This window comes from Pseudomonas sp. UBT, from assembly GCF_050915955.1.
GTDB classification, from domain to species: domain Bacteria; phylum Pseudomonadota; class Gammaproteobacteria; order Pseudomonadales; family Pseudomonadaceae; genus Aquipseudomonas; species Aquipseudomonas antarctica_A.
Window position 1 is genome coordinate 4,219,210 of record NZ_CP168079.1, and the last position, 25,501, is coordinate 4,244,710.

The following is a 25,501-nucleotide window of genomic DNA, read 5'->3' on the forward strand; positions in this document are numbered from 1 at the left end:
ATTAGTCTTAATTTTTCGGTACGCAAGGTTATTCTCGTGAAACGTTCAAACGCTCGCCGTGCAGTGTCGCCCGCATCCCTTGCACCGTGGGGTCTCTCAGCAAGCACTCGGCAATCGCCGGCTCCAGCTCTACCCGCAGGCGGCGGCCCAACGCCCGTGCGCCGAACCGTGCATCGTGCTGGCGACACAGCCACATCCTTGCCGGCGCTTCCACGCTTAACGAACGCTGATGCGCCGCCAAGCGCAGGTTGAGTTTCTCCAGCTCCACGCCCAGCAGTGCGTCCAGCCACTGGCTGTCGATAGGCTCGAACATCAGGATGCGGTCGATTCGGTTGAGAAACTCAGGCTCAAAGTGGCTATGTAACGCGTCTTCGAGCACGGCCGCCTCATCCCGCACAAAGACGCGCAGCAAGCGCCGCCAGCCCTGGGCAAACCGCTGACGATGACGACGTGCCTGTTGCGCGCCGATATTGCTGGTCATGAAGATCAGGCTGTTGCGAAAGTCCAGGGTGCGCGTACCACCGGCCAACGTCAGCTGGCCGTTTTCCAGAATACCGAGCAGGCTGCGCACTACTTCCTGGCTGGCTTTCTCCAGTTCATCGAACAACACGATACCGGGTCGACTGTAGCTGCCTTGGATCAACTCGCTGTTGAACAAGCTGATGCCCTCCTTGCTGCCCACATACCCCGGCGGCGCGCCGGTCAGTGCGGCGGCATAATGCTCCTGGGCCAGGGTGTGCATGTCGATACGGCAAAAGCCATCCGTGCGACCGTGCAACGCCTGGGCCAGCAGGCGCACGATTTCGGTTTTGCCGACGCCGGTCGGCCCCATGAACAGGTTGACGCTCAAGGGCCGGTCCCGCTCACCGATGTCGGCTTTGACCACCTTGAGCAAACTCTCAACCTGGGCCAGCGCGGCCTCCTGCCCAACGATACGGCTACGCAGCAATGCCATCACCTGGGCCGGTTCAAAGGTAAAGCGCATGCCCTACCCCACTGATTTTTCTTTTCCGCCATGGGGCAACTGCCCCACCGGGCACGCGGCGACGCCCACCGTGCTGCGGGTGATTTTCTCGACATTCTCCTGGGCCTTTTGCGCGTCCAGCACCCAGGTGCGGTAGAACTCGAAGGGGCAGTCGGCCACACCCTTGTCGCCATCGCCCGAGGCGTGCATGCCGGTGTAGCCACGGTGCAGCAGCTTGAACAAGTGATTCTGCGACTGGTCGTTGGCCCGCGCATCGCGGATCTGTGACACCGAAAGCTGGGCGTATTGAATGCCCATCTCCTCCTCGCCACACTCGCCCAATGTGCGCCCATCAAACCCGATGATCGCCGAGTGGCCGAAGTACGAATACACCCCGTCAAACCCCGCCGCATTCGCCACGGCCACATAGCAGTTATTCGCCCAGGCCATGCTCTTGGACATTTGCACCTGCTGCTCCTTGGCCGGGTACATGTAGCCCTGGCAGCGCACGATCAACTCGGCGCCCTTCATCGCGCAGTCGCGCCAGATCTCCGGGTAATTGCCGTCATCGCAGATGATCAGGCTGATCTTCATGCCTTTGGGCCCCTCGCACACATAGGTGCGATCCCCTGGGTACCAGCCTTCGATAGGGCACCAGGGAATGCACTTGCGGTAACGCTGCACGATTTCGCCGAGGTTGTTGATCAGCACGAGCGTGTTGTAAGGCGCCTTGTGCGGGTGGTCTTCGTGACGCTCACCGGTCAGGGAAAACACGCCCCACGTATTTGCCTGACGGCACGCCGCCGAGAAAATCGCCGTCTCTTCGCCAGGAATGCTTGCGGCGGTGGCCATCATCTCATCGTGGTCATACATGATGCCCATGGTGCTGTATTCCGGGAACACGACCAGGTCCATACCCGGCAGGCCCTGCTTCATGCCGAGAATAATCTCGGCAATTTTCTTTGCGTTATCGATGACCTCGGCCTTGGAATGCAGGCGCGGCATCTTGTAGTTCACCACCGCGACACCAACGGTGTCCGGGCTGCTGGAAATATCGCCATGACGCATAACAACGCTCCTGGTCTAGTGACTGATCATCCACGGCCGTGGCCCGGTCCTGGTCTTGAGGCCCAAAGGGTTGGCCTTACTCGGTTCCACCTGCTTGCTGGTGCCGCAGCAGCTGCAACCCGCTGGGTGCTTTCGGCTTTCCTGGTACTCACCGACGGTTTGCGGCGCGTGGGCGCTGCGCTCGTTGCCGGCCATAGCCTTGCGCTGGTTGGCCGACAGGGTTTGCAGCGCCGGTGCCGACACCCTCAGTTGCCCGCCCGGCCCCGCACAATAGGGACACTGGCTGGGTTCGTTGCGCTGGGCGATTGGCCGCAGCATCGTGAAAGTGCCGCACGTTGGGCAGGCGTATTCGTAGGTCGGCATGGCTACAGGTCCGGGGCGATGGGCAGGTCGATACTGCCGTCGAGGAATTTCGTCGGGCCATTGGCATTGGGGTTGATGTCGAATTCAAAGATTTCCGTCGGCAACCACAAGGTGGCGCAGGCATTTGGAATGTCCACCACGCCGCTGATGTGCCCCTGCACCGGCGCCGAACCGAGCAACGCGTAACCCTGGGCCGGTGAGTAGCCGAACTTGGTCAGGTAGTTGATCGCATTCAGGCAGGCCTGGCGGTACGCGACGTTGACGTCCAGGTAGTGTTGCTGGCCTTGCTCGTCCACCGAGATGCCTTCGAAAATCAGGTAGTTCTTGTAGTTCGGGGTGATCGGGCTCGGCTTGAACACCGGGTTCTTGATCCCGTACTTGGCCATGCCGCCCTTGATCAGCTCGACCTTCATATGCACCCAGCCGGCCATTTCGATGGCGCCGCAAAAGGTGATTTCGCCGTCGCCCTGGCTGAAGTGCAGGTCGCCCACCGACAGCCCGGCACCGTTGACGTAGACCGGAAAGAAGATCTTCGATCCGCGGGACAAATCCTTGATATCGCAGTTACCGCCATGCTCACGCGGCGGTACTGTGCGCGCGCCGGTCGCAGCGGCGTCGTCACGCGCCTGGCCCTTGAGCTTGCCCATATGCGCGGTGGCCGCCAACGGCGCATTCGCCAGCGGCGGCACGCGGGTGGGGTTGGTGTCGATCAGTTCCTGCTCGCGGCGGTTCCAGTCGGCGAGCATCACCGGGTCGGGCAGGCAACCGATCAGGCCGGGGTGGATCAGGCCGGCAAAGTTAACCCCTGGTATGTGCCGCGAGCTGGTGAACATGCCCTTGAAGTCCCAGATGGCTTTTTGCGCGCTGGGGAAATGATCGGTGAGGAAACCACCGCCGTTCTGTCGCGAGAAGAAACCGTTGAAGCCCCACTGCGAATCGGCCTTGGCGCCGATGTCGAGCAAGTCCACCACCAGCAGATCACCCGGTTCGGCGCCGTGCACGCCCACCGGGCCTGACAGGTAATGCACGGTGGACAGGTCCACATCCCGCACATCGCTGGCGTCGTCGTTGTTCTTGATCGCGCCGGCGGTCCAGTCGTAGGTCTCCAGGATGAAGTCATCGCCGGGCTTGACCCAACAGGCCATCGGGATATCCGGGTGCCAGCGGTTATGGATATTTTCGTTTTCGGTGACAGGCTGGTTGAGGTCGACTTTGATCAGCGTTTCGGTCATGGACTGGCTCCTGGACGGATGGCTTGGTGCGTTCGATCCAGTCTCGTGGAGCCGGGGGAAACGGGGAATACGTTGGATGACGTATGGAGAAAGGGGTGTACCGCAATCAAAAAATGTGGGAGCTGGCTTACCTGCGATAACGGTGTGTCAGCCAACAATTCCATGACTGATAAACCGCTATCGCAGGCAAGCCAGCTCCCACATTTGATCGGTATTGGTTAGACAGACAGGTAGCGGCTTATGGTCGCCTCATCTACCCGATCCCGGGTCTCTTCGACCACGAAGCGGCCCTTTTCAATCACCAGGAATCGGTCGGCGATTTCCAGCGTGAACGACAGCACTTGCTCGGACACCACAATGGTCAAGTCCCGCAGGTTGCGAATCTCTTTCAGCGTACGTGCTATGTCCTTGATGATCGACGGCTGAATGCCCTCCGTAGGCTCGTCCAGCAACAACACCTTCGGGTTCGTCGCCAGCGCCCGCGCAATCGCCAACTGCTGTTGCTGCCCACCCGAGAGGTTGCCGCCTTTGCGCGACTGCATGTCGTGCAACACCGGAAACAGGGCATACAAATCCTCCGGCACTTTGCCCCGCGCCGACGCCGGCAAACCGGTCTGGATATTCTCCAGCACCGTCATGCTCGGGAAAATCATGCGCCCCTGGGGTACATAGGCGATGCCGCGCGCCACCCGCTCATGGGTTTCCAGTGCCGACACATCCTGCCCGTCCACGCTGACCTGGCCTTTCCACTGCGGCAGGATGCCCATCAGGCTTTTGAACAGCGTGGTCTTGCCCATGCCGTTGCGGCCCATCACCGCGACGATTTCACGCTTGGCCACGTTCAGGTCGAGGTCGTGGAGGATCTGGCTCTGGCCGTAGCCGCAGGACAACTGGTCAATCTTGAACATGCCGGATTCCTCAGTGGCCCAAATACACTTCGATAACTTTAGGGTTGCTTTGCACCGACTCCATACTGCCCTCGGCGAGCACCTTGCCCTGGTGCAGCACCGTGACCTTGTGGGCAATACTTTTGACGAATTCCATGTCGTGTTCGATCACCAGCACCGAACGCCCCTGACTGATGCGCTTGAGCAGCTCGGCGGTTTGCGCGCGCTCGTTGACGCTCATGCCCGCCACCGGTTCATCAAGCATCAGCAGCTCGGGGTCTTGCATCAGCAGCATGCCGATCTCCAGCCATTGCTTTTGCCCGTGGGACAACAGATCGGCCTGTTGTTGCAGTAAATCACCGAGGAAGATCTCCCGCGCCACCTCTTCCACCCGCGCGATCACTTGCGCGTTGCGCTTGAAAAACAGTGCGCCCCAAACCTTGCGACCGGCGGGATAAGACATCTCAAGGTTTTCAAACACCGTGAGGTTTTCGTAGATCGACGGGTTCTGAAATTTACGCCCGACCCCGGCGCGCACAATGTTGTACTCGCGCATCTTGGTCAGTTCCTGGCCGTCGAACTGGATACTGCCGCTGGTGGCGCGGGTCTTGCCGCAGATCAGGTCGAGCACCGTGGTCTTGCCGGCGCCATTGGGGCCAATCACCACGCGCACTTCATTGCGGTCGATATACAAATTGAGGTTGTCGACCGCCTTGAAGCCGTCGAACGAGACAGTGAGGCCTTCGATGGCCAGCACCGGTTTCTTCATTTCAAAACCGACGGCGGTCATGGCTGGGTCTCCAGGATTTTGGTTTCAGTTTTGGGCTTGGCCACGGCGGCGGCGACTTTCACCACCGGTTTACGCCGCAGCAATTTCGCCAGCGCCTGGCGACCATGACTGTCCCACAAGCCAGCCAAACCATTGGGGAAGTACATGACCACGGCGATAAACAGCCCGCCCATCAAGTACAGCCACAGCTCAGGAAAGGACTCGGAAAAGTAGGTCTTGCCGTAGTTCACCAGGAGCGCGCCATACACCGCGCCGAGCAACGACATGCGCCCGCCCACGGCGGCGAAAATCACCATCTCGATCGACGGCACGATGCCGACGAACGACGGCGACATAAAGCCCACCTGCAAGGCAAACATCGCCCCGCCAATCGCCGAGAACGCGGCAGCCACACAGAAAACGAAGATCTTGAAGCTGGCCACGTCATACCCGGAGAAACGCACCCGCTCCTCTTTGTCGCGCATGGCCATCAGCAGCCGGCCGAGCTTGGAGGCGAGAATGAAGCGGCCAATAAAGATGCAGCCGAACAGCAGGCCGGCGTTGATGAAGTACAGGATCATTTTCGCGCTGTCGGTGCGCAGGTCCCAGCCGAGCAGGGTCTTGAGGTCGGTGATGCCGTTGACGCCGCCGGTCAGGCCTTGCTGGCCGACGATCAGCACCGTAAGGATCAGCGCGATGGCCTGGGTGACGATGGAGAAATACACATCGCCCACGCGTCGCTTGAACAGCGCCATGCCGATGATGAACGCCAGCAGCACCGGCACCGCGATCACCGCCACCAGGGTAAAACTGAAACTGTGGAACGGCTGCCACAACCAAGGCAACTCAGTGATCTGGTTCCAGTCCATGAAGTCCGGAATGCCCGGTGTGGATTGGATCCTGGTGCTTTCGGGGTCCGATGCTTCCAGCTTGAGGAACATCGCCATGCAGTAGCCGCCCACCCCAAAGAACACGCCCTGCCCCAGGCTGAGAATGCCGCCGTAGCCCCAGCACAACACCAGCCCTACCGCGACGAACGCGTAAGTCAGGTACTTGCCGACCATGTTCAGGCGGAACGCATCCAGGGTCAGGGGGAATACCACCAGGATCAGCAGCGCCAACAGCACGATACCGATCAGGTTTTGCTGGCCGCCCAGCAGCTTGTCTAAAGCCTTCATCTGCTCGCCTCTACTTGCGCACTTTGATGGAGAACAACCCTTGCGGGCGCAGCATCAGGATCAGGATCACCGACGACAAGGTCAGTACCTTGGCCATCGAGCCACTGAGGAAAAACTCCGACAGCGATTGGGTCCGGGCGATCACGAACGCCGAGGCGATGGTGCCGAACAGGCTTTGCGCGCCGCCGAACACCACCACCAGGAAGGTGTCGACGATGTACTGCGAGCCCGCCGTCGGGCCGGTGGAACCGATGGTGGTGAAGGCCGCGCCCGCCACACCGGCGACGCCGCAGCCGAGGGCAAAGGTCATGCGGTCGACCTTGCGCGTATTGATGCCCACGGCGCGGCTCATCAGGCGGTTCTGTACCGTGGCGCGCACCTGCAAGCCCCAGCGCGAGCGGTACAGCATGAGGAAGATCGCGGCGGTCAGCAGCAAGGTCAGGCCCATCATGAACAAACCGTTGCGCGGGATTTCGATGGCGTCGGTGAAGTTTACCGAGCCCATCAGCCAGGCCGGGGGCTCGGCGCTGACTTCACGGGCGCCAAACACCGAACGGAAGGTTTGCTGCATCACCAGCGACAAGCCCCACGTGGCGAGCAACGTGTCCAGCGGCCGCTTGTACAAGCGGCTGATCATCGCCCACTCCACCAGCCAGCCGACGGCGCCGGCGACAAGGAATGACAGGGCGATGGCAAAGAAGAAGTAATAGGGTTGGAAGCTCGGCGCAAAGTGCGCCGTAAGGCTGGAGCACACGTAGGTGGTGTAGGCGCCGATGGTCAGGAACTCACCGTGGGCCATGTTGATCACGCCCATCTGGCCAAAGATGATCGCCAGCCCCAATGCCATCAGCAACAGCACGCAGAACACGGACAAGCCGTTGAACCCCTGCATTGCCGCGATGGCCCCAAATTCCGATAGCCATTCCATGATGATGGTCTCCTGAGCGGGAGGTTGAAATGCAATCTGCTGTTGATTTATGTGGGAGCTGGCTTGCCTGCGATGGCATCACCTCGGTCTGGCTGCAAGACCGAGTCGCCTGCATCGCAGGCAAGCCAGCGCCCACACAGAGCCAGTTCCCACAGTTGGATCAGTGCCAGCCCCGGAGTTATTGGTAGCCTTTAGGAAACGGGTTAGGCTCAATCAGATCCGACTCGTAGATCACCTTGAACTGGCCGTTGGGCTGCACTTCACCGATACGCGACTTGCTCCACAGGTGATGGTTCTCGTGGATCTTCACGTAGCCTTCCGGCGCGGTTTTCAGCTCGATACCCGGCGAAGCGGCCACGACTTTATCCACGTCGAAACTGCCGGCCTTCTCCACCGCCGCTTTCCACAGCCATGGGCCGAGGTAGGCCGCCTGGGTCACGTCGCCGATCACCGCATCCTTGCCATACTTGGCCTTGAAGGCTTCGACGAAGGCTTTGTTGTTCGGGTTGTCCAGGCTTTGGAAGTACTTCATCGAGGCGTAGAAACCAGCCATGTTTTCGCCGCCAATGCCGAGCAATTCATCCTCGGTCACCGACAGGGTCAGCAAGGTTTGCTTGGACGCGTTCACACCCGCCGCATTCAGTTGTTTGTAGAACGCCACGTTGGAACCACCGACCACGGCCGCGAACACCACGTCCGGTTTCTTCAGCTTGACCTTGTTGATCAGCGAGCCGAACTGGGTGTTGCCCAGCGGGTAATAGTCTTCGCCGACCACGGTGCCGTGCAGTACGTTTTCAATGTGCTTGCGCGCGATTTTCATCGAGGTGCGCGGCCAGATGTAGTCCGAGCCGACCAGGTAGAACGTCTTGGCACCTTTGGTCTTGGCGATCCAGTCGAGGCTGGCAAGGATTTGCTGGGTAGCTTCCTGGCCGGTGTAGATTACGTTTTTCGACTGTTCCAGGCCTTCATAGAAGGTCGGGTAGTAGAGCAAGCCGTTTTCTTTCTCGAAGATCGGCAGCACGGCTTTGCGCGAGGCAGAGGTCCAGCAGCCGAACACGGCGGCGACCTTGTCGTTGACCAGCAGCTTCTTGGCCTTTTCTGCGAAGGTCGGCCAGTCAGAGGCGCCGTCTTCCTGGATCACCTTGATCTGCCGTCCCAGAATCCCGCCTGAGGCGTTGATCTGCTCGATGGCCAGGCGCTCGGCCTGAATCGAGCCGGTTTCGGAAATCGCCATGGTGCCGGTGGCTGAGTGCAACTGGCCGACGGTCACTTCGGTAGGGGTCACGGCCAGGCCTTCGTTATCGGCCAGTACGCCCTGGCTGAACAGAGCGGCCGCCAGCAATGACAGGGCCAACAGCGGTGTGGAGCGGATCAATCGTGGTGCCATGGGGCGACTCCTCTGCAATGAGGGGTCCAGCATGGCGGCACCCGGCCAGCGCGGGTATACGCAGCCTGACGTAACGGTGTACGTCATTTGACGTATGCCGCTGCGCACCATTTTCGAGCAGGATCCCGACCGCCCAAACACCCTCGATCAATGTGGGAGCTGGCTTGCCTGCAATGGCGGCGTATCAGGCGGCATCTGCAGAGGTTGACCCACCGCTATCGCAGGCAAGCCAGCGCCCACATTTTGAATCGGGGCATGGAACTTGCTCATTTAAACTCGCCCACTCTGCGGAGCCACCCACCGTGCACCCCACCTCTGGCACTCAGCGCATCGTCAAGATCCGCCGCGACTACAACACCTGGGTCGCCGACGAGACCATGGAAGACTACGCCCTGCGCTACACCCCAAAATCCTTTCGCAAATGGTCGGAGCTGCGTATCGCCAACACCGCCCTGGGCGCCGTGTCGTTCCTGGCGCTGGAAGCCATCGGCGGTGTACTGGCATTGAGTTACGGTTTCACCAACACCTTCTGGGCGATCCTCGCGATCAGCCTGGTGATCTTCCTCACCGGCCTGCCCATCAGCTATTACGCCGCACGTTACGGTGTGGACATGGACCTGCTGACCCGCGGCGCCGGCTTCGGTTACATCGGCTCAACCATCACCTCGCTGATCTACGCCAGCTTCACCTTCCTGTTCTTCGCCCTGGAAGCGGCGATCATGGCCCTGGCGCTGGAGCTGTATTTTCATATCCCGTTGGCCATCGCCTATGTCATTTGCTCGCTGCTGGTGATTCCGCTGGTGGCCTACGGCGTAACCCTGATCAGCCGCCTGCAACTGTGGACACAACCGGTCTGGCTGCTGTTGCTGGTGCTGCCCTACGGCTTCGTGTGGTGGAAAAATCCCGATGCCTTCAGCGACTGGACCAGTTTCCTCGGGCGCAGTGGCGACGGCGGCGGGTTCAACCTGTTGGCGTTCTGCGCCGCCTGCACGGTGGCGCTGTCGCTGGTGACGCAGATTGGCGAACAGGTGGACTACCTGCGGTTTCTACCGGAAAAAACCGCCGCCAACCGCAAGCGTTGGTGGGCCGCCCTACTCTGTGCCGGCCCCGGCTGGATTATCCCCGGGGCGTTGAAAATGTTCGCCGGTGCGTTCCTGGCCTTCCTTGCCCTGCAACATGAAATCCCCATGGAGCGCGCCGCCGAGCCGACCCAGATGTACCTCGTCGCGTTCCGCTACGTGTTCAGCTCGCCGGAATGGGCACTCGGCGCGATGGTGCTGTTCGTGTTCATTTCCCAGATGAAGATCAACCTGACCAACGCCTACGCTGGTTCCCTGGCCTGGTCGAACTTCTTCGCCCGCGTAACCCACAGCCACCCCGGGCGCGTGGTATGGCTGGTGTTCAACGTGGCGATTGCGCTGATGCTGATGGAGCTTGGCGTGTTCGATGTCATCGACCAGGTGCTGGGGCTCTATGCCAACATCGCGATTGCCTGGATCGGCACGCTGGTGGCCGACCTGGTCATCAACAAGCCCCTGGGCCTGTCGCCCAAACACATCGAGTTCAAGCGCGCGCACCTTTACGACATCAACCCGGTGGGCGTCGGCTCAATGCTGATCGCTTCATTGCTGTCGATCCTCGCCCACTTCGGCCTGTTCGGCGCACTGGCCCACGCCGCGCCGCCCTTCGTTGCGCTGGGCACGGCGCTGATCATGGCGCCGCTCTTGGCCTGGCTGACCCGGGGCAAGTACTACATCGCCCGCACCAGTGATGTACAGCTGATTCACCCGGTCGCCCCCGCCACCCACGCGGTCTGCGGCCTGTGCAGCAACCCGTTCGAAACCGCCGACATGGCGTTCTGCCCGGCCTACAGCACGCCCATCTGCTCACTGTGCTGCTCGCTGGACGCACGTTGCGGTGATCGCTGCAAACCCCACGCCCGGCTGGTTACCCAGTTTGAAAGTGCATTGCGCTGGTTGCTGCCGAACTCCTTGATGCCACGCCTGCACACCCGGCTGGCCCACTATTTGGGGTTGTTATTGGTCCTGGTGCTGCTGCTCGCGGGGGCGTTGGCACTGATCTACGTTCAGGCTGCCCAAGGGCTGCCCCATTCAGAGACCCTGTATCAGGCGTTCTTCAAGGCGTTTCTCACGCTCTCGGTGCTGGCCGCCGTGCTCGCCTGGTGGGTGGTGCTGACCCGCGAAAGCCGGCGTGTCGCCCAGGAAGAATCCGACCGCCAGACCCTGCTCCTGATGCAGGAAATCGACGCCCACAGCCTCACCGACCAAGCCCTGCAACAGGCCAAGGAAGCCTCGGAAGCCGCGAATGCTGCCAAGAGCCGCTACGTCACCGGGCTGTCCCACGAACTGCGCACGCCGCTCAACAGCATCCTCGGCTTCACCCAGATCCTGCAGCGCGACAACGCTATGCCTGACCAACATCAGGACGCCCTGGCGACCATCCTGCGCAGCGGCTCGCACTTGCTGTCGCTGATCGACGGCCTGCTCGACGTGGCCAAGATCGAGGCCGGCAAGCTGCGCCTGGAACTCACCGAAATCCCCTTCCCGGAATTGATCCACGACCTGGAACAGATGTTCACCCCGCAGGCGCAGGACAAGGGCCTGCGCTTTCGCCTCGACTGCGTGGGCAAGATCCCGGCAGTGGTGCGCGGTGATGAAAAACGCGTGCGCCAGATCCTGATCAACCTGCTGGGCAACGCAGTGAATTTCACCGACAGCGGCGAGGTGTGCCTGCGGGTCAGCTACATGCGCGAGACCGCAAATTTTGAAATCATCGACACCGGCATCGGTATTGATCCGGAGCAGATCGAGCGGATTTTCCAGCCGTTCGAACGCGGCGATTTGATGCGCCAGGACAAAGGCGTGGGCCTGGGCCTGACCATCACGCGCATGCTCACCTCGTTGATGGGCGGCGAACTGCGGGTCACCAGCGAACTGGACAAGGGCACGTGCTTCCAGGTGCGGCTGTTCCTTTCCCAGGTGCGCGCGCCGCAAGCGGTGGTGCATGTGGAGCACGACATCATCGGCTATCAAGGTGAACGCCGACGCATCCTGTTAGTAGACGACCACGTTGACCATCGCAAGGTGCTTAGCGGCATGCTCACACCCTTGGGTTTTGAAGTGATCCAGGCCAGTAACGGCCAGGATGCGATCCGCCAGGTGGCGTTGCTGGCGCCGGATTTGATCCTGATGGACCTGTCGATGCCGACCCTGGATGGCTTGGAAACCAGCCGCTTGATCCGCCGCAATGCGCTGTCCAGCGCGCCGATTATCGTGATCTCGGCCAACGCCTTTACCGACGACCGCGAACGCAGCATCGCCGCCGCCTGCAATGACTACCTGGCCAAGCCGGTGCGCACCCCGGAGCTGCTTGGGCGCCTGCAACAGCATCTGGGTTTGCAGTGGCTGCGCCGCACCAAGACCTCCAAGGCACCACCGCCGCCCAGTGTGCTGCCCAGCCCTGAAGACCTCGCCGCGCTCGCCGAACTCAGTGCCATCGGCTATGTGCGTGGCCTGCACGACAAACTCGACATGATCCTTGAACACCGCCCGGACACTGAACCTTTCATCAGCAAAGTCCGCGGTTTGCTCAAGGGTTTCCGCCTGGATGAACTCAACCGAACCCTCAAGGAGGCCGAAGATGAATGCACTCACCCGCAGCACTGAACCCGGCGTGGTGCTGATCGTCGACGACACCCCGGACAACCTCGCCATGCTCTCCGATGCTCTCGACGACGCCGGCTACATGGTGCTGGTCGCCCTCGACGGCCTGAGCGCGCTGAACCGCGTGCAACGACGGCGCCCGGACCTGATCCTGCTGGACGCGATGATGCCCGGCCTGGATGGCTTCGAAACCTGCCGCCGGCTCAAGGCGCAGCCCGCCAGCGCAGACATCCCGGTGGTGTTCATGACCGGGCTGACCGACAGCAAGCATGTGGTGCAGGGCTTTGAAGTGGGCGGCAGCGACTATGTGACCAAGCCGATCCAGACCGATGAGGTATTGGCACGGGTGGCAGCGCATTTGCGCACGTCACGCATTTTGCTCTCGGCACGGGCGGCCACGCAGCCGAGTGTATTGACCCTGGAAGACGCACCGGCGCAGCGGCTGTTGTCGGCCAGGTTCCAACTGACCGAGCGCGAGGTGGAAGTGCTGCGCTGGGTGGCGTGCGGCAAGACCAATCGGGATATCGGCGATATTTTGGGGTTGAGCCCCAGGACGGTGAACAAGCATCTGGAGCATGTGTATGTGAAGTTGGGGGTGGAGACTCGCACGGCCGCCACGTCAGTAGCATTGGCCGCAATCTGAAAAATGTGGGAGCGGGCTTGCTCGCGAAAGCGGTGTGTCAGTTGACCTATCCATAACTGATCTATCGCATTCGCGAGCAAGCCCGCTCCCACACTGGTTCTTCATCGTGGCGGAGATACGTTACCCACCAAAGGTCTGCGACGGCCTGCGCAACGTCGGATCAAACGGGTTGATCCTCGGCCCAATCGCCGCCGCTTCGCGCTTGAGCAACTCCACCACCATCGGCATGCGGCTCGGCCCCAATCGATCACTGATGGTCGCCACACTCAGTGCCGCCACCGCATGCCCGTCCCGATTGAGGATCGGCACCGCCACCCCCGCCATGCCTTCCAACACGCCGGTATTGCGCGCTGCATAGCCCAGGCGCCGCACGTTCTCGACCTCCGAGCGCAACAGCACTTCGTCATACAGGTGAAAATCCTTGAGCCGTGGCAGGTTGTAGCGAATCACCGTCTCACGCTCTTCCTCCGGCAAGAACGCCAGAATCGCCAAACTGCCCTGCCCCACGCCCAACGCCACGCGCCCACCGATATCGCCGGTAAACGTGCGGATCGGGTACGGCCCCTCGCTGCGGTCCAGGCAGATCGCATCAAAGCCGCTACGCGCCAGCAGGAACAGCGAATCGCCCAGGGAAGCGCTCAGGCGCAACATGCTCGGCCGCACCAGGTCGCGCAGGTTGCCGGTCTTGCCCGCGTTCGCTGCCAGCGCGAAGAACTCCAGGCTCAAGCGATAGCGTTTGCTGCGCGCGTCCTGCTCGACCATGCCTTCGTCGATCAGGCTGCGCAGCAGGCGGTGGGTGGTGGGTTGCGACAGGCCGACCTGCTGCGCGAGCTGGGTGACGCGTTCGCCGCCTTCCGGCACCTCGCCCAGAGTACGCAGCAGCGCGAACAGACGAGACACCCCGCCCGCGCCGACTTCTTTACTCGCTTCATTCCGCTCAGTGGAATCCATAACACTCAACCCTGGCATAAATTCTAGTGAATGAATAAAACTGAAAATAATAGTCCATTCAGTGAAATTCCATCTTCCGCCCATCCTAGTCTTCGTCCTAATCTGCGTCCACAGGGGCGAAATGAACAACAAATGGCAGCCGACTCGAGATCGAGCGCCAACGCACCCGCAACACTCTTTTCGCATCTGCCCAAAACAAAAAAGCGCGTTTCGACGCGACTCAAAAAAGGTGGAACGCAGACATGGCATTTCTCCAACTCAACGCCTTGAGCAAACGCTACGGCGCCGTCGACGCGGTGGTCGCCACCGACCTTGCGGTGGAAAAAGGCGAGTTCGTTTCCCTGCTCGGCCCCTCGGGATGCGGCAAGACCACCACCCTGCAAATGATCGCCGGCTTCGTCGACGTGAGCGGCGGGCAGATTCTGCTCGACGGGCGTGACATCACCCACGCCAAACCCGCCACCCGGGGTCTGGGCGTGGTGTTCCAAAGCTACGCGCTGTTCCCGCATATGACCGTGCGCGACAACGTCGCCTTCGGCCTGAAGATGCGCAAAGTGCCGGCCGCCGAAATCGCCAGCAAAGTCAAAACCGTGCTCGACCTGGTGCGCCTGGCACCACACGCCGAGCGCTACCCGCGTGAACTGTCCGGCGGCCAGCGCCAGCGTGTGGCCCTGGCCCGTGCCTTGGTGATCGAGCCGCCGGTGTTGCTGCTGGACGAACCGCTGTCCAACCTTGACGCCAACTTGCGCGAAGAAATGCAGTTTGAAATTCGCCGCATCCAGTGCGCCGTGGGCATCACCACCTTGATGGTCACCCACGACCAGGCCGAAGCGCTGTCCATCAGCGACCGCGTGGTGGTGATGCAGGCCGGGCGCGTGACCCAGATCGACGCGCCGTACAAGCTGTATGAGCACCCGCGCACACGCTTCATCTCGGATTTTGTCGGCAAAGCCAACCTGCTGCCGGGCGACTATGACGAACTCGGCGCCCCACAGGTGCGCCACGCCAGCGGCGATGGTGAACTGACCCTGAGCCTGCGCCCGGAAAAAATCACCCTGGTGGAGGCCGGCACCGGGCGCGTGCAAGGCAAAGTCCTCGACAGTTACTTCTTCGGCAGCCAATGGCTGTACCGCATCCACACCACCCTCGGCGAAATCACCGTGGTACGCAGCAACGACGGCAGTGCGCCGCTCGGCTGCGGCGCGGCGGTGGGCCTGGACTGGCACGCCGGCCTGCTGCGCGTGTTGGCGGCGGATGAGGTGCGCGCATGAGTCGGGGTTATGTGTTGTCGTTGCCGGCCCTGGCGCTGTTTACCGGGCTGCTGATTCTGCCGCTGCTGATGACGTTGGTGCTGTCGTTCAACGTGTTCGACTACCAGGTCGGCGTGAAGGCTGATGAGTGGACCTTCGCGCATTACCTGTCGCTGTTCAGCGATTCATACTTTTACGAGATCTTCTGGCGCACCTTCTGGATCAGTGCGTTGGTGACCTTGTTGTGCGTGGTCATCGGCGTGCCCGAGGCCTATATCCTCAGCCGCATGGGCACCCCGTGGCGCTCGATCTTCCTGATCCTGATCCTCACACCGCTGTTGATTTCAGTGGTGGTGCGCGCCTTCGGCTGGAGCCTGCTGCTCGGTGCCGACGGGCTGGTAAACCAGGTGATCCAGGCGCTCGGCGGGCGCCCGGTGAAACTGCTGTATACGCCGTTCGCCGTGATCATCGCGCTGGTGCACGTGATGCTGCCGTTCATGATCATTCCGGTGTGGACCTCGCTGCAAAAGCTCGACCCGTCGGCTGAGCAAGCCGCCCTGTCGCTGGGTGCGAGCCAGGCCACGGTAATGCGCAAAATCGTGTTGCCGCAGGTCATGCCCGGCGTGCTCTCCGGCACCTTGATCGTGTTCGGCCTCGCCGCCAGTTCGTTTGCGATCCCCGGCCTGCTTGGCGGGCGCCGCCTGAAAATGGTCGCTACGGTGGTGTACGACCAGTACCTCTCGGAACTCAACTGGCCCATGGGCGCGACCATCGCGGTGGTGCTGCTGTTGGTCAACCTGCTGATCATGCTGAGCTGGAACCGCATGGTCGAAAGCCGCTACAAAAAGTCCCTGGGGGTTTAAGCGCATGTCCAGAAACGGTCCTTTAGCCCTCGGTTTTCATGGCCTGGTGGTGCTGTTCATGATGGCGCCGCTGGTGGTGGTGTGCCTGGTGGCCTTCACCCCGGAAAACACCCTGAGCCTGCCTACATCAGGCTTCTCCCTGCGCTGGTTTCGCGCGGTGTTCGAGCGTGCCGACTTCATCCAGGCGTTCTATAACAGCCTGATCCTGGCGTTTACCGCCGCGACCCTGGCCACGCTGATCGCAGTGCCGGCGGCGTTGGCGATCAGCCGTTATCAATTCCCGGGGCGCAACTTTTTCAGTGCGCTGTTCCTGTCGCCGATCATCATCCCGCACCTGGTGCTGGGGGTGGCGATGCTGCGGTTGTTCGCACTGATGGGCGTCAACGGCAGCTTCACCTGGCTGATGCTCGCCCACGTGGTGATCATCACGCCGTATGTGTTGCGCCTGGTGCTGGCCGCGGCTATCGGTATTGATCGCAGTGCCGAGCAGGCGGCGGAGTCACTGGGTGCCAGCCGTTTTACGCTGTTTCGTCAGATTACCCTGCCGATGATTTTGCCCGGTGTAGCCGGCGGCTGGTTGCTGGCGTTTATCAACAGTTTCGATGAGGTGACCCTGTCGATCTTCGTCAGCTCGCCGGCCACGCAAACCTTGCCGGTGCGCATGTACGTGTACGCCACGGAGTCCATCGACCCCATGATGGCGGCGGTCTCGGCGCTGGTGATTGCGCTGACCGCAGCGACCATGATTCTGCTCGACCGGGTCTATGGCCTGGACCGCGTGCTGGTGGGGAAACATTGATGGCGTTGTTCAAACGATTGGCCGAAACCGCGCGCCCTGCCCTGGCCTTCACCCTCGACGGGCAACCGGCCAAGGGCTTGCTGGGCGACACCCTGCTGACCGCCATGCTGACGTGCGCCGATCACCTGCGCGGCAGCGATTTCAGTGCCGAACGCCGCGCCGGTTTCTGCCTGATGGGCGCCTGCCAGGATTGCTGGGTGCGCCTCGAAGACGGGCGCCGCGTGCGGGCCTGTTCGACGCTGTTGGAAGAAGGCCAGGTGATCAGCCGCGACCCGGGGCGCCAAGCATGAAGCCGATCGTGATTGTGGGCGCAGGCCCGGCAGGCATCAGCGCGGCGCGTACCCTGCTCGACCATGGCCTCAAGCCTTGCCTGGTGGATGAAGGCCTGCGCGGTGGCGGGCAGATTTATCGGCGCCAACCGGCGAACTTCCAGCGCACGCCCAAGCAGCTTTATGGGTTTGAAGCGCGCAAGGCCGAGGCCGTGCACCGCACCCTGGATGAGCTGGCGCCGCTGATCGACTACCGGCCGAAAACCCTGGTGTGGAACGCCGAGGACGGTCGGCTGGACATGCTGAATAACGACCGCGCGCAGAGCATCGAGTATGCCCGGATCATCGTCGCAACCGGCGCCACGGACCGCATCCTGCCGGTGCCCGGCTGGACCTTGCCAGGCGTCTACAGCCTGGGCGCGGCGCAAATCGCCTTGAAATACCAAGGCTGCGCCATCGGCGAGCGGGTTGCATTGTGTGGCAGCGGGCCGTTGCTGTACCTGGTGGCTTACCAATACGCCAAGGCCGGCGCCAGGGTGGTCGCGGTCCTCGACAGCGCGCCCTTCAGTGCGCAGTGCCGCGCATTACCGGCGTTGCTCGGGCAACCGGTGACCCTGGCCAAAGGTTTGTATTATCGCGCCTGGCTGACGGCCCATGGGGTTCCCGTGCATCAGGGCGCAACGCTCACGCAGATTGACGGCGAACTGCGGGTCACGGGCATTCGCTGGGGTGAGCACCGATTGGACTGCGATGCCGTGGCTTTCGCCCATGCCTTGCGCAGCGAGACACAACTGGCGGATCTGCTCGGCTGTGACTTTGCCTGGAACAGCTTGAACCGAGCCTGGTTGCCGCAACGCGACAGCGCCGGGCGCAGCAGCGTGAACGGCGTGTACCTGGCGGGCGATGGGGCCGGCATCATGGGCGCCGACGCGGCGCAAATGGCCGGTGAGCGCGCGGCATTGGCCCTGTTGGAAGATTCCGGCATCACCATCGATCAACGCCGCGCTGCCGAACTGGAGCAGCAACTGGCAGGCATCCAGCGCTTTCGCCATGGACTGGAAACCGCCTTCCCCTTTCCTCAACAGTGGGCCGCGCAGGCGCCGGATGCGCTGATCCTGTGTCGCTGCGAGGAAGTCAGCGTCGGCGAAGTGCGGGCGGTCGTGGATGAAGGCCATTGGGAACTCAACCGCGTCAAGGCCCATTGCCGTGTCGGCATGGGCCGTTGCCAGGGCCGCATGTGCGGGCTGGCGGCAGCCGAGATTGTGGCCGAGCGCAGTGGTCGAGGGATTGAAACCGTAGGCCGCTTGCGTGGCCAGGCACCGATCAAGCCGCTGCCGTTTGGCGTGCAGGTGCAACCATGATCGACGTCATCGTATTGGGCGGCGGGATTGTCGGTGCGTCGGCGGCGCTGATGCTGGCGCACAAAGGCCAGCGTGTGGCCTTGGTCGAGCGAGATTTCTGTGGTTCTCATTCCAGCGGCGTCAACTATGGTGGCGTGCGGCGCCAGGGTCGGCCGTTGCATCAGTTGCCGTTGTCGCAACGCGCCCACCAGTTGTGGGCCGACTTGCCGGGGTTGATCGGCATTGATGGCGAATATGTTCGCTCCGGGCATTTGAAATTGGCCCGCAGCCATGGGGATTTTGCCGCGTTGCAGGCGTATGCCGAGCACACCCGCGGCTTTGGCTTGGGCCTGCAGTTGCTGGATTACACGCAATTGCGCGCGCGCTTTCCCTGGGTGGGCGATGTGGCGGTGGGCGCGTCACTGTGCCCTGAAGACGGCCATGCCAATCCACGCCTGGTCTCGCCCGCCTTCGCCCGTGCAGCGCAGCGCCTCGGCGCCTCGGTACACGAGCAGGCCGACGTGATTCGCCTCGAACATGACGGCCACCGCTTCCACGTGCACTGCGCCAACGGCCTGCACCTGCAAGCACCCTGGCTGCTCAACTGTGCCGGCGCCTGGGCCGGCCACGTCGCCGAGCAGTTTGGTGAGCCGGTGCCGATCACCTCGGCGCACCCGGCGATGCTGGTCACCGAACCGCTGCCGATGGTGATGAACGTCAGCACCGGCGTTGAAGGCGGCGGGATATACGCGCGCCAGGTCGCCCGGGGCAACTGCATCCTCGGCGGCGGCCGCGGCTTTGCCCTTGGCCCGCAAACGGCGCGCCCAGGGCAAGCGGCGGTGCTGGAGATTTTGCGCAATGCCGGCGAGTTGTACCCGTTCCTCAAGGGTGCCCAGGCGATTCGCACCTGGAGTGGCACCGAAGGTTACCTCCCCGATCATGAACCGGTGATCGGCCCAAGCAGCACCCAACCTGGCCTGCTCCACGGTTTCGGCTTTGCCGGCGCCGGGTTCCAGCTCGGCCCCGCCGTCGGTGAAGCCCTGGCAGAGATCGTCTGCGCCGGGGCCAGCCGGCAACCCATCGAAGCGTTTTCCATTCGTCGATTCCAAGCCTGAGAGGAAAAACATCCATGAACACACGTATCGCGCTGTCCTGCTTGCCCCTCGCGTTGCTCGCCTCCATCGCCCATGCTGCGCCGACGCTGTACCTGGGCATGAACGGCGGCACCATGGAACGGGTGTACGCCGACAAGGTGCTGCCCGCCTTCGAGAAGGCCAATAACGTCAAGGTGGTGATCGTGCCCGGCACCTCGTCGGACATCCTCGCCAAAGTCCAGGCCAACAAAGACAACCCGCAAATGCACGTGATGTTCCTCGACGACGGCATCATGTACCGCGCCATCGCCATGGGCCTGTGCGACAAGCTCGCGCCGAGCCCGACCCTGGAGCAAATCCCGGACAAGGCGAAAATCAAGCAAGAGGCCGTGGCCGTGACCCTGGGCGTCACCGGCCTGGGCTACAACGCCAAGATGTTCAAGGAAAAAGGCTGGGCCGCACCCACCTCGTGGATGGACCTGGCCGACCCGCGCTTCAAGGACAAAGTGGTGTTCCAGTCCCTGGCCTCCTCCACCTTCGGCCTGCACGGTTTTCTGATGTTCAACCGCATTCAGGGTGGCTCTGAGACCAACGTGGAACCGGGTTTCAAGGCCTGGCCGAAGACTATCGGCCCCAACGTGCTGGAATACATCGCAAGCTCCGCGAAGATCTCCGAGATGGTGCAAACCGACGAGGCGGCGATCTTCCCTCTGACCCCGACGCAGGTCACCACCCAGCAACTGCTGGGTATCCCCATGGAATATGCGCAACCGAAGGAAGGCGCGGTGGTGCTCAATGTGGCCGAATGCGTGATTGCACGTAATGACCAGCCGGAATTGGCGCAGAAGCTCGCGGCCTTCCTGCTGACGGCTGAAGCCCAGGCGCCGGCGCTGGAGGAAGGCGACCAGATTCCGTCGAACCCGACCACGCCAACAACCGACAAGACCCGTGCACGAGTCGAAGCGATGCAGAGTTACTTGCAAACGGCGATTTCGATTGATTGGGACCAGGTAAATCAGGCACGGCCGGAGTGGAATGCACGGTGGAGTCGCTCGATCGAGCGCTGATTAAACCGGAGCAATGGGCAGCGCGCACGTGTGCGCTGTATTGCTATGGCCCTCTCGACAATCGCCCTCACCGGTGTGCCCTGGGTACGCGTTAATCTCTGCATCAGTGCAGCCCTACGCAGGGTCATCCCGCTTGCCTGGCGCCGAAATCGGCGGGCCTTGGTTGTGCACAGTGACTTTAGTCCTGTCCTCCCGCACCACACTGCGAATAGTCACGGCCGTAGCGGGAGCCCCCTAACGCAGTGCGTTGGCGAGCAGGTTGGCCAAGGCTCGACGAACCAAGGGCGGATCAGCCCGTAGTAGTCCTCGATAACGCCATCGCGCCCGCTTTGCCGATGACGTGAACGCCTTCGCATCGCTTGCCGCCACCCACCTTGATACCGAGGGCACAGGCGATCCGTTCGCGAAAATGGGCATCACCGTCCATAACACAGCAAAAAGACAGTGCACATTGTCAGTCTGTTTCTTTCGGCATATCTTGTGTAAAACTTATACAAAGACATAGCCGATGTACAATAAAATGAATTGGCCGCTGGCGCTGTACGTTGACGGTGAATGCCCTCTGTGTGCGCGCGAAATCAAGTACTTGCACGGGCCCATCGAGTCGTTGCGTATTCCTTTCTCGCTGACTGCGTCATGGTAAGTCACCCTCCGTTGGATCCTGTCGTATGAATAAGACTCACCGACTGTGCCTGGTCTTGGGCGATCAGTTGTCTTTTGATTTGGCCTCATTGAAGGCATTGGACGCCGAGCACGATACGGTGTTGCTGGTCGAAGTGATGGAGGAAGCCAGCCATGTGCCCCATCACCCGCAAAAAATCGCACTGATCTTCAGCGCGATGCGCCATTTTGCCCAGGCGCTGCAACAACGCGGCATCCGCGTGCAATACGTCACCCTCGATGATCCGCACAATACTGGATCGGTAGCGGGAGAGTTGCAGCGTTGGCAGTCGCGACTGAACCCGGATGAGTTGCATCTGACAGAATGCGGTGACTGGCGTCTGGAGCAGTCCCTCAAGGCATGCGGTTTAGCCATCCAATGGCATGCCGATACACGCTTTCTCTGCACACGCGCTGAGTTCTCGTCCTGGGCCGACGGCAAAAAGCAGCTGCGCATGGAGTTCTTCTACCGTGAGATGCGGCGCAAGAGTGGCCTGCTGCTCAACGGCGATGGCAGCCCGGTCGGCGGCGCTTGGAACTTTGATGCAGAAAACCGCAAGGCGCTGCCCAAAGGCGTGAGAGCCCCATCCCCCATGCGCTTTACGGCAGATGCCATCACCCAGGAGGTACTGGCGCTGGTCGCAAAAAACTTCACCAGCCACTATGGCGCCCTCGACACCTTTGACTACCCGGTTACACATGCCGACGCCCAAGCGTTGTGGGACTACTTCCTCGACTGGGGGCTGGCGGCCTTCGGCGACTACCAGGATGCCATGGCCACTGATGAACCGTTCCTGTTTCATGCGCGGATCAGCGCCGCGCTAAATATTGGCCTATTGAATCTGCGTCAGTTGTGCAGCGACGTCGAGGCCGCGTATTGGGCGCACAGGATTCCATTGAACGCCGCCGAAGGTTTTATCCGCCAGCTCATTGGCTGGCGTGAATATGTACGGGGTGTCTACTGGCTGAAAATGCCCGACTACGCCAGCGGCAATCTGTTTGGCAACAGCAGGCCGCTTCCAGCGTTCTATTGGACGGGCGACACCCAAATGAACTGCATGGGCCAGGCGATCGGCCAAAGTTTGAAACACGCCTATGCCCACCATATCCAGCGGCTGATGGTGACCGGCAACTTTGCGCTACTGGCCGGCATCGCACCGAGCCAGATTTGCGACTGGTACCTGGCGATCTACATGGACGCGTTCGACTGGGTCGAACTGCCCAATACATTGGGCATGGTCATGCACGCCGATGGCGGATACCTGGGCTCCAAGCCGTACTGCGCCAGTGGCCAATATATAAAGCGCATGTCTGACTACTGCCGCAACTGCGCGTATAAGGTCAGTGAAAGCACGACCGAGGACGCCTGCCCGTTCAATTCGCTTTACTGGCATTTCCTAATGCGTCATGGCGACCTTCTGCGCGGCAATCAGCGCATGGGCATGGTCTACAAAAACCTCGATCGGATGACTGACCCCAAACGACAAGCGCTCTGGGAACGCGGCCAGAAACTGCTCGCCAGGCTCGACGCAGGGGAGTCGTTTTGAAGAAGAGTGAACTGCCCGTCAAAACATGCGTGACGTGCGGCCTTCCCTTCACGTGGAGGAAGAAGTGGGCTCGCTGCTGGGAGCAAGTACGCTACTGCTCGGAACGCTGCCGGCGCAGCAAAGCCGAACCAATAAAGCGCCATGACAGGCCCTTTTGAACCTGTCGGAAGATTGCCAGTCAAGGTGAGTTGGCCGCACGTTTACCCCGTTGGCGCGTTGCTGCCGATAAGCGCTTCCAACCAAATGCAGCCCACAATGGGGAAAGCGCTTAACTGGACGACATCGCAGATGAACCTAACCGCGCTTTTCGCTGCATAGCGTTGCTCGTCCGCTGCTTCTATTAAATCGTGGAATGCAGCCAGCAAACGGCGCACAGATGATAAGGCCGGCGGGGTTGATGCATGAACGCCGCAACAGCCGAATTTCTTTGGATTCACTGGCATTTCCAGCACTGTCCTCGGCGCTGTCACAGGTGTGTCCGGCCGACGATCGCCTTTGTGATTCTGAAACCCCGTCCTTGGAGGTTCTCATCACGGGTGTTGTAGCGCGCACAAACGTCTTTCGCTACGGCGCTGGCCACGGATATATCGGTTGGCTCAGTACGACCATGCTGTTACTGAAATGCATGAGTAATCCCAGGCGCTACAAGATCATCACTAAGCCGGCGTCGCAATCGCGCCCATGTAACGGGTTGATTCTCCTTAAAGCGCGACCATCGCGGCCAGATCTTCGCGGGTGCTGCTGACGGCCGCACCCGCCTTGAGCAACTCATTGACGGCTTGCACGCCGCCCTCCTCGCTGATACCTCGGCAGGCTGGCAGGTGCAGGATCACTTTCAGGCCAGCCTTGAGCAGTTGCAACGCGGTAGTCTTGACGCAGTAGTCCAGGGCCAGGCCGCCGACGATCACGCGGCTGACACCTTGGGCTTTCAAGTACTCAATGACACCGGTGGACAGCTTGTCGTGCAGGTCGTGGTAGCAGGCGCCGTAGGGGTGCAGGTCGGGTTCGACACCTTTCCAGATGAAATAGTCGTAGTCATACGGCGTGGGCAATTCGTCCAGCAGCGTAAAACCCTCGGTGCCTGGCACGCAGTGGCTGACCCAGGTGACGTCGGCGTGTGCCAGGCCGGTGGGTTGCAGCATCTCGCTGTGCTGCGTGACCACCCAAGGCGCATGCGGGGTGTGCGCATCTTTGCTGCCGACGCGATGGCCGGCCAAACTGGCCATGTAGTTGAGTTCGGCACCGATCTGGTCGCCGCCGGCCACAGGCAACTCGTTGGGGCACAGTGGCGTGAAGCTCTTCTGGGCATCCACGTCGAATGAAGCAGTGGCAGTTTTCGCGAGGGTCATGGCAGTTCTCCTGTGACCTGTAAAAAGTACACATCAGGTACTTTCATTTTCTTGCTGAGGCTTAACCCAGACAACGAGGATTGTCTTGGAAATATCGATGCCGACCCAGGAGGTCATGACAAAAACCTCATACACTCAGGAAGCAGAGCACTGTGGCTTTGCCCACGTTTGTGATGCGAGTGGCGCGCATTCAACGGTTCGGGCTTATGCGCCGGAGTGGAAAGGTGGATAGACGCTTTGCTCCCACTCGTGTTTCTAGCACTGCGCACTCACAGCTTGCAATACAACCCTCTCACCCCAGCGTTTCTTACCAGATCAAGACACAAGCGGGCTTGCTCGCGAATGCGGTGTATCAGTCAATAGCATTGCCGACTGACATACCACTTTCGCAAGCAAGCCCGCTCCCGCCTTTCTGATGGGTGTACGGCTTTAATTCATCCAGTTGCCACCGTCGACGTTATAGGTTTGGGCAACCACATAGTCGGCCTCTTTCGACGCCAGAAAAATCGCCATTCCGGTCAAATCCCCGGCCGTGCCCATGCGCCCGAACGGCACCTCAGCCCCTACCCGCTGCTTCTTCTCACCGGGCGCCAGGCCTTCATGCTTGGCGAACAACGCGTCCACGCCGTCCCAATGCTCACCGTCCACTACACCGGGAGCAATGGCGTTGACGTTGATGCCCTGCTTGATCAGGTTCAGCCCCGCCGATTGCGTAAGGCTGATCACCGCGGCCTTGGTCGCGCAATAGATGGCCACCAACGGTTCACCGCGCCGCCCGGCCTGGCTGGCCATGTTGATGATCTTGCCGCCGTGCCCCTGGCTGATCATTTGCCGCGCCGCCGCCTGCAAGGTGAACAGCGTACCGGCCACGTTGATCGAGAACAGCCGGTCATAGCTGTCGCGGGTGATGTCGACGATCGGTGCGAGGTCGAACAGCGCGGCGTTGTTGATCAGGATATCGAGCTTGCCGGCATGGGCGACCACAGCGGCAATCGCGCCGTCGATGGAGGCTTGGTCGGTGACGTCCATCGCCACCGCATAAGCCTGTGGGCCCAACTCGGCCGCCGTGGCCTGGGCGCGTTGCAGGTTGATGTCGGCGATGGCAACCGTTGCGCCTTCGGCGATATAAGCCTGGGCAAAAGCGCGGCCGATCCCGCGCGCCGACCCAGTGATCAGCGCGCTCTTACCTTCCAGTCGTTTCATGGGGTAC

23 protein-coding genes are annotated in these 25,501 nt (G+C 61.3%); 11 read left to right on the plus strand and 12 right to left on the minus strand.

The window, feature by feature from the left end; genetic code table 11:
• Nucleotides 1-28: 28 nt before the first annotated feature.
• The 9 genes from ACDZ94_RS19385 to urtA form a co-directional block, all read right to left on the minus strand.
• Nucleotides 29-985 carry an AAA family ATPase gene (locus ACDZ94_RS19385; RefSeq protein WP_432750618.1) on the minus strand — a complete coding sequence of 319 codons (957 nt, stop codon included), beginning with the start codon at nucleotides 983-985 and terminating at the stop codon, nucleotides 29-31.
• A 3-nt stretch (nucleotides 986-988) separates the two neighbouring features.
• Entirely contained in the window at nucleotides 989-2,032 is a 1,044-nt protein-coding gene (locus tag ACDZ94_RS19390) for an aliphatic amidase (RefSeq protein ID WP_432750619.1), read from the minus strand.
• Nucleotides 2,033-2,047: 15 nt separating this feature from the next.
• A complete protein-coding gene (locus ACDZ94_RS19395; protein ID WP_064452753.1) occupies nucleotides 2,048-2,395 on the minus strand; it encodes an FmdB family zinc ribbon protein in 348 nt (115 codons plus the stop codon).
• A 2-nt stretch (nucleotides 2,396-2,397) separates the two neighbouring features.
• Nucleotides 2,398-3,627: a formamidase gene (gene fmdA / locus ACDZ94_RS19400; RefSeq protein WP_064452754.1), complete on the minus strand. Its 1,230-nt coding sequence runs from the start codon at nucleotides 3,625-3,627 to the stop codon at nucleotides 2,398-2,400.
• 218 nt (nucleotides 3,628-3,845) lie between these two features.
• Nucleotides 3,846-4,535: an urea ABC transporter ATP-binding subunit UrtE gene (urtE, locus tag ACDZ94_RS19405; RefSeq protein WP_064452755.1), complete on the minus strand. Its 690-nt coding sequence runs from the start codon at nucleotides 4,533-4,535 to the stop codon at nucleotides 3,846-3,848.
• Between the two features lie 10 nt (nucleotides 4,536-4,545).
• Nucleotides 4,546-5,304, minus strand: coding sequence for an urea ABC transporter ATP-binding protein UrtD (urtD, locus tag ACDZ94_RS19410; RefSeq protein WP_003218258.1), 759 nt, complete (start codon nucleotides 5,302-5,304; stop codon nucleotides 4,546-4,548).
• Nucleotides 5,301-6,461 carry an urea ABC transporter permease subunit UrtC gene (gene urtC / locus ACDZ94_RS19415; protein ID WP_064452757.1) on the minus strand — a complete coding sequence of 387 codons (1,161 nt, stop codon included), beginning with the start codon at nucleotides 6,459-6,461 and terminating at the stop codon, nucleotides 5,301-5,303. The genes urtD and urtC overlap by 4 nt, the downstream gene beginning before the upstream one ends.
• Nucleotides 6,462-6,471: 10 nt before the next feature.
• Entirely contained in the window at nucleotides 6,472-7,389 is a 918-nt protein-coding gene (urtB, locus tag ACDZ94_RS19420; RefSeq protein ID WP_432750620.1) for an urea ABC transporter permease subunit UrtB, read from the minus strand.
• A 178-nt stretch (nucleotides 7,390-7,567) separates the two neighbouring features.
• Nucleotides 7,568-8,776 carry an urea ABC transporter substrate-binding protein gene (gene urtA / locus ACDZ94_RS19425; protein ID WP_064452758.1) on the minus strand — a complete coding sequence of 403 codons (1,209 nt, stop codon included), beginning with the start codon at nucleotides 8,774-8,776 and terminating at the stop codon, nucleotides 7,568-7,570.
• Between the two features lie 302 nt (nucleotides 8,777-9,078).
• Between urtA and ACDZ94_RS19430 the strand changes: the two genes are divergently transcribed.
• A complete protein-coding gene (locus ACDZ94_RS19430) occupies nucleotides 9,079-12,462 on the plus strand; it encodes an ATP-binding protein (protein WP_432750621.1) in 3,384 nt (1,127 codons plus the stop codon).
• The gene (locus ACDZ94_RS19435) at nucleotides 12,437-13,102 is read left to right on the plus strand and encodes a response regulator (RefSeq protein WP_053256610.1); all 666 of its coding nucleotides are present in this window, start codon (nucleotides 12,437-12,439) and stop codon (nucleotides 13,100-13,102) included. Before ACDZ94_RS19430 ends, ACDZ94_RS19435 begins: the two co-directional genes overlap by 26 nt.
• A 120-nt stretch (nucleotides 13,103-13,222) precedes the next feature.
• Here ACDZ94_RS19435 and ACDZ94_RS19440 read toward each other — a convergent pair whose 3' ends face one another.
• Nucleotides 13,223-14,053 carry an IclR family transcriptional regulator gene (locus ACDZ94_RS19440; protein ID WP_064452760.1) on the minus strand — a complete coding sequence of 277 codons (831 nt, stop codon included), beginning with the start codon at nucleotides 14,051-14,053 and terminating at the stop codon, nucleotides 13,223-13,225.
• Nucleotides 14,054-14,295: 242 nt separating this feature from the next.
• On the opposite strand from ACDZ94_RS19440, the gene ACDZ94_RS19445 reads away from it, so the two are divergent.
• The 9 genes from ACDZ94_RS19445 (at nucleotide 14,296) to ACDZ94_RS19485 (ending at nucleotide 23,100) form a co-directional block, all read left to right on the plus strand.
• Nucleotides 14,296-15,324 carry an ABC transporter ATP-binding protein gene (locus ACDZ94_RS19445; RefSeq protein ID WP_064452761.1) on the plus strand — a complete coding sequence of 343 codons (1,029 nt, stop codon included), beginning with the start codon at nucleotides 14,296-14,298 and terminating at the stop codon, nucleotides 15,322-15,324.
• Nucleotides 15,321-16,166, plus strand: coding sequence for an ABC transporter permease (locus tag ACDZ94_RS19450; RefSeq protein ID WP_064452762.1), 846 nt, complete (start codon nucleotides 15,321-15,323; stop codon nucleotides 16,164-16,166). The genes ACDZ94_RS19445 and ACDZ94_RS19450 overlap by 4 nt, the downstream gene beginning before the upstream one ends.
• A gap of 4 nt (nucleotides 16,167-16,170) precedes the next feature.
• The gene (locus ACDZ94_RS19455) at nucleotides 16,171-16,965 is read left to right on the plus strand and encodes an ABC transporter permease (protein WP_053256614.1); all 795 of its coding nucleotides are present in this window, start codon (nucleotides 16,171-16,173) and stop codon (nucleotides 16,963-16,965) included.
• Complete coding sequence (locus ACDZ94_RS19460; RefSeq protein WP_064452763.1) at nucleotides 16,965-17,255, plus strand: (2Fe-2S)-binding protein; 291 nt, start codon at nucleotides 16,965-16,967, stop codon at nucleotides 17,253-17,255. Before ACDZ94_RS19455 ends, ACDZ94_RS19460 begins: the two co-directional genes overlap by 1 nt.
• Nucleotides 17,252-18,595, plus strand: coding sequence for an FAD-dependent oxidoreductase (locus ACDZ94_RS19465; RefSeq protein ID WP_432750622.1), 1,344 nt, complete (start codon nucleotides 17,252-17,254; stop codon nucleotides 18,593-18,595). Before ACDZ94_RS19460 ends, ACDZ94_RS19465 begins: the two co-directional genes overlap by 4 nt.
• Complete coding sequence (locus ACDZ94_RS19470; RefSeq protein ID WP_432750623.1) at nucleotides 18,592-19,689, plus strand: NAD(P)/FAD-dependent oxidoreductase; 1,098 nt, start codon at nucleotides 18,592-18,594, stop codon at nucleotides 19,687-19,689. The genes ACDZ94_RS19465 and ACDZ94_RS19470 overlap by 4 nt, the downstream gene beginning before the upstream one ends.
• 14 nt (nucleotides 19,690-19,703) lie before the next feature.
• The gene (locus ACDZ94_RS19475) at nucleotides 19,704-20,735 is read left to right on the plus strand and encodes an ABC transporter substrate-binding protein (protein WP_064452766.1); all 1,032 of its coding nucleotides are present in this window, start codon (nucleotides 19,704-19,706) and stop codon (nucleotides 20,733-20,735) included.
• A gap of 668 nt (nucleotides 20,736-21,403) precedes the next feature.
• Nucleotides 21,404-22,942 carry a cryptochrome/photolyase family protein gene (locus ACDZ94_RS19480; protein WP_064452767.1) on the plus strand — a complete coding sequence of 513 codons (1,539 nt, stop codon included), beginning with the start codon at nucleotides 21,404-21,406 and terminating at the stop codon, nucleotides 22,940-22,942.
• Complete coding sequence (locus ACDZ94_RS19485) at nucleotides 22,939-23,100, plus strand: DUF2256 domain-containing protein (RefSeq protein WP_082895908.1); 162 nt, start codon at nucleotides 22,939-22,941, stop codon at nucleotides 23,098-23,100. The genes ACDZ94_RS19480 and ACDZ94_RS19485 overlap by 4 nt, the downstream gene beginning before the upstream one ends.
• Nucleotides 23,101-23,643: 543 nt before the next feature.
• On the opposite strand, the gene ACDZ94_RS19490 is transcribed toward ACDZ94_RS19485, so the two are convergent.
• The gene (locus ACDZ94_RS19490) at nucleotides 23,644-24,291 is read right to left on the minus strand and encodes a nicotinamidase (RefSeq protein ID WP_262665030.1); all 648 of its coding nucleotides are present in this window, start codon (nucleotides 24,289-24,291) and stop codon (nucleotides 23,644-23,646) included.
• Between the two features lie 429 nt (nucleotides 24,292-24,720).
• Entirely contained in the window at nucleotides 24,721-25,494 is a 774-nt protein-coding gene (locus ACDZ94_RS19495) for an L-iditol 2-dehydrogenase (protein WP_262665032.1), read from the minus strand.
• Between the last annotated feature and the right edge of the window lie 7 nt (nucleotides 25,495-25,501).

Bases quoted from the DNA above. Each gene is read 5' to 3' on its own strand.
- urtE (WP_064452755.1), bottom strand. From the start codon at position 4,535: ATGTTCAAGATTGACCAGTTGTCCTGCGGCTACGGCCAGAGCCAGATC.
- ACDZ94_RS19495 (WP_262665032.1), bottom strand. From the start codon at position 25,494: ATGAAACGACTGGAAGGTAAGAGCGCGCTGATCACTGGGTCGGCGCGC.
- urtD (WP_003218258.1), bottom strand. From the start codon at position 5,304: ATGACCGCCGTCGGTTTTGAAATGAAGAAACCGGTGCTGGCCATCGAA.
- ACDZ94_RS19445 (WP_064452761.1), top strand. From the start codon at position 14,296: ATGGCATTTCTCCAACTCAACGCCTTGAGCAAACGCTACGGCGCCGTC.
- ACDZ94_RS19440 (WP_064452760.1), bottom strand. From the start codon at position 14,053: ATGGATTCCACTGAGCGGAATGAAGCGAGTAAAGAAGTCGGCGCGGGC.
- ACDZ94_RS19470 (WP_432750623.1), top strand. From the start codon at position 18,592: ATGATCGACGTCATCGTATTGGGCGGCGGGATTGTCGGTGCGTCGGCG.
- ACDZ94_RS19435 (WP_053256610.1), top strand. From the start codon at position 12,437: ATGAATGCACTCACCCGCAGCACTGAACCCGGCGTGGTGCTGATCGTC.
- urtA (WP_064452758.1), bottom strand. From the start codon at position 8,776: ATGGCACCACGATTGATCCGCTCCACACCGCTGTTGGCCCTGTCATTG.
- ACDZ94_RS19390 (WP_432750619.1), bottom strand. From the start codon at position 2,032: ATGCGTCATGGCGATATTTCCAGCAGCCCGGACACCGTTGGTGTCGCG.
- ACDZ94_RS19395 (WP_064452753.1), bottom strand. From the start codon at position 2,395: ATGCCGACCTACGAATACGCCTGCCCAACGTGCGGCACTTTCACGATG.
- fmdA (WP_064452754.1), bottom strand. From the start codon at position 3,627: ATGACCGAAACGCTGATCAAAGTCGACCTCAACCAGCCTGTCACCGAA.
- ACDZ94_RS19460 (WP_064452763.1), top strand. From the start codon at position 16,965: ATGGCGTTGTTCAAACGATTGGCCGAAACCGCGCGCCCTGCCCTGGCC.
- ACDZ94_RS19475 (WP_064452766.1), top strand. From the start codon at position 19,704: ATGAACACACGTATCGCGCTGTCCTGCTTGCCCCTCGCGTTGCTCGCC.
- ACDZ94_RS19455 (WP_053256614.1), top strand. From the start codon at position 16,171: ATGTCCAGAAACGGTCCTTTAGCCCTCGGTTTTCATGGCCTGGTGGTG.
- urtB (WP_432750620.1), bottom strand. From the start codon at position 7,389: ATGGAATGGCTATCGGAATTTGGGGCCATCGCGGCAATGCAGGGGTTC.
- ACDZ94_RS19465 (WP_432750622.1), top strand. From the start codon at position 17,252: ATGAAGCCGATCGTGATTGTGGGCGCAGGCCCGGCAGGCATCAGCGCG.
- ACDZ94_RS19385 (WP_432750618.1), bottom strand. From the start codon at position 985: ATGCGCTTTACCTTTGAACCGGCCCAGGTGATGGCATTGCTGCGTAGC.
- urtC (WP_064452757.1), bottom strand. From the start codon at position 6,461: ATGAAGGCTTTAGACAAGCTGCTGGGCGGCCAGCAAAACCTGATCGGT.
- ACDZ94_RS19450 (WP_064452762.1), top strand. From the start codon at position 15,321: ATGAGTCGGGGTTATGTGTTGTCGTTGCCGGCCCTGGCGCTGTTTACC.
- ACDZ94_RS19480 (WP_064452767.1), top strand. From the start codon at position 21,404: ATGAATAAGACTCACCGACTGTGCCTGGTCTTGGGCGATCAGTTGTCT.
- ACDZ94_RS19490 (WP_262665030.1), bottom strand. From the start codon at position 24,291: ATGACCCTCGCGAAAACTGCCACTGCTTCATTCGACGTGGATGCCCAG.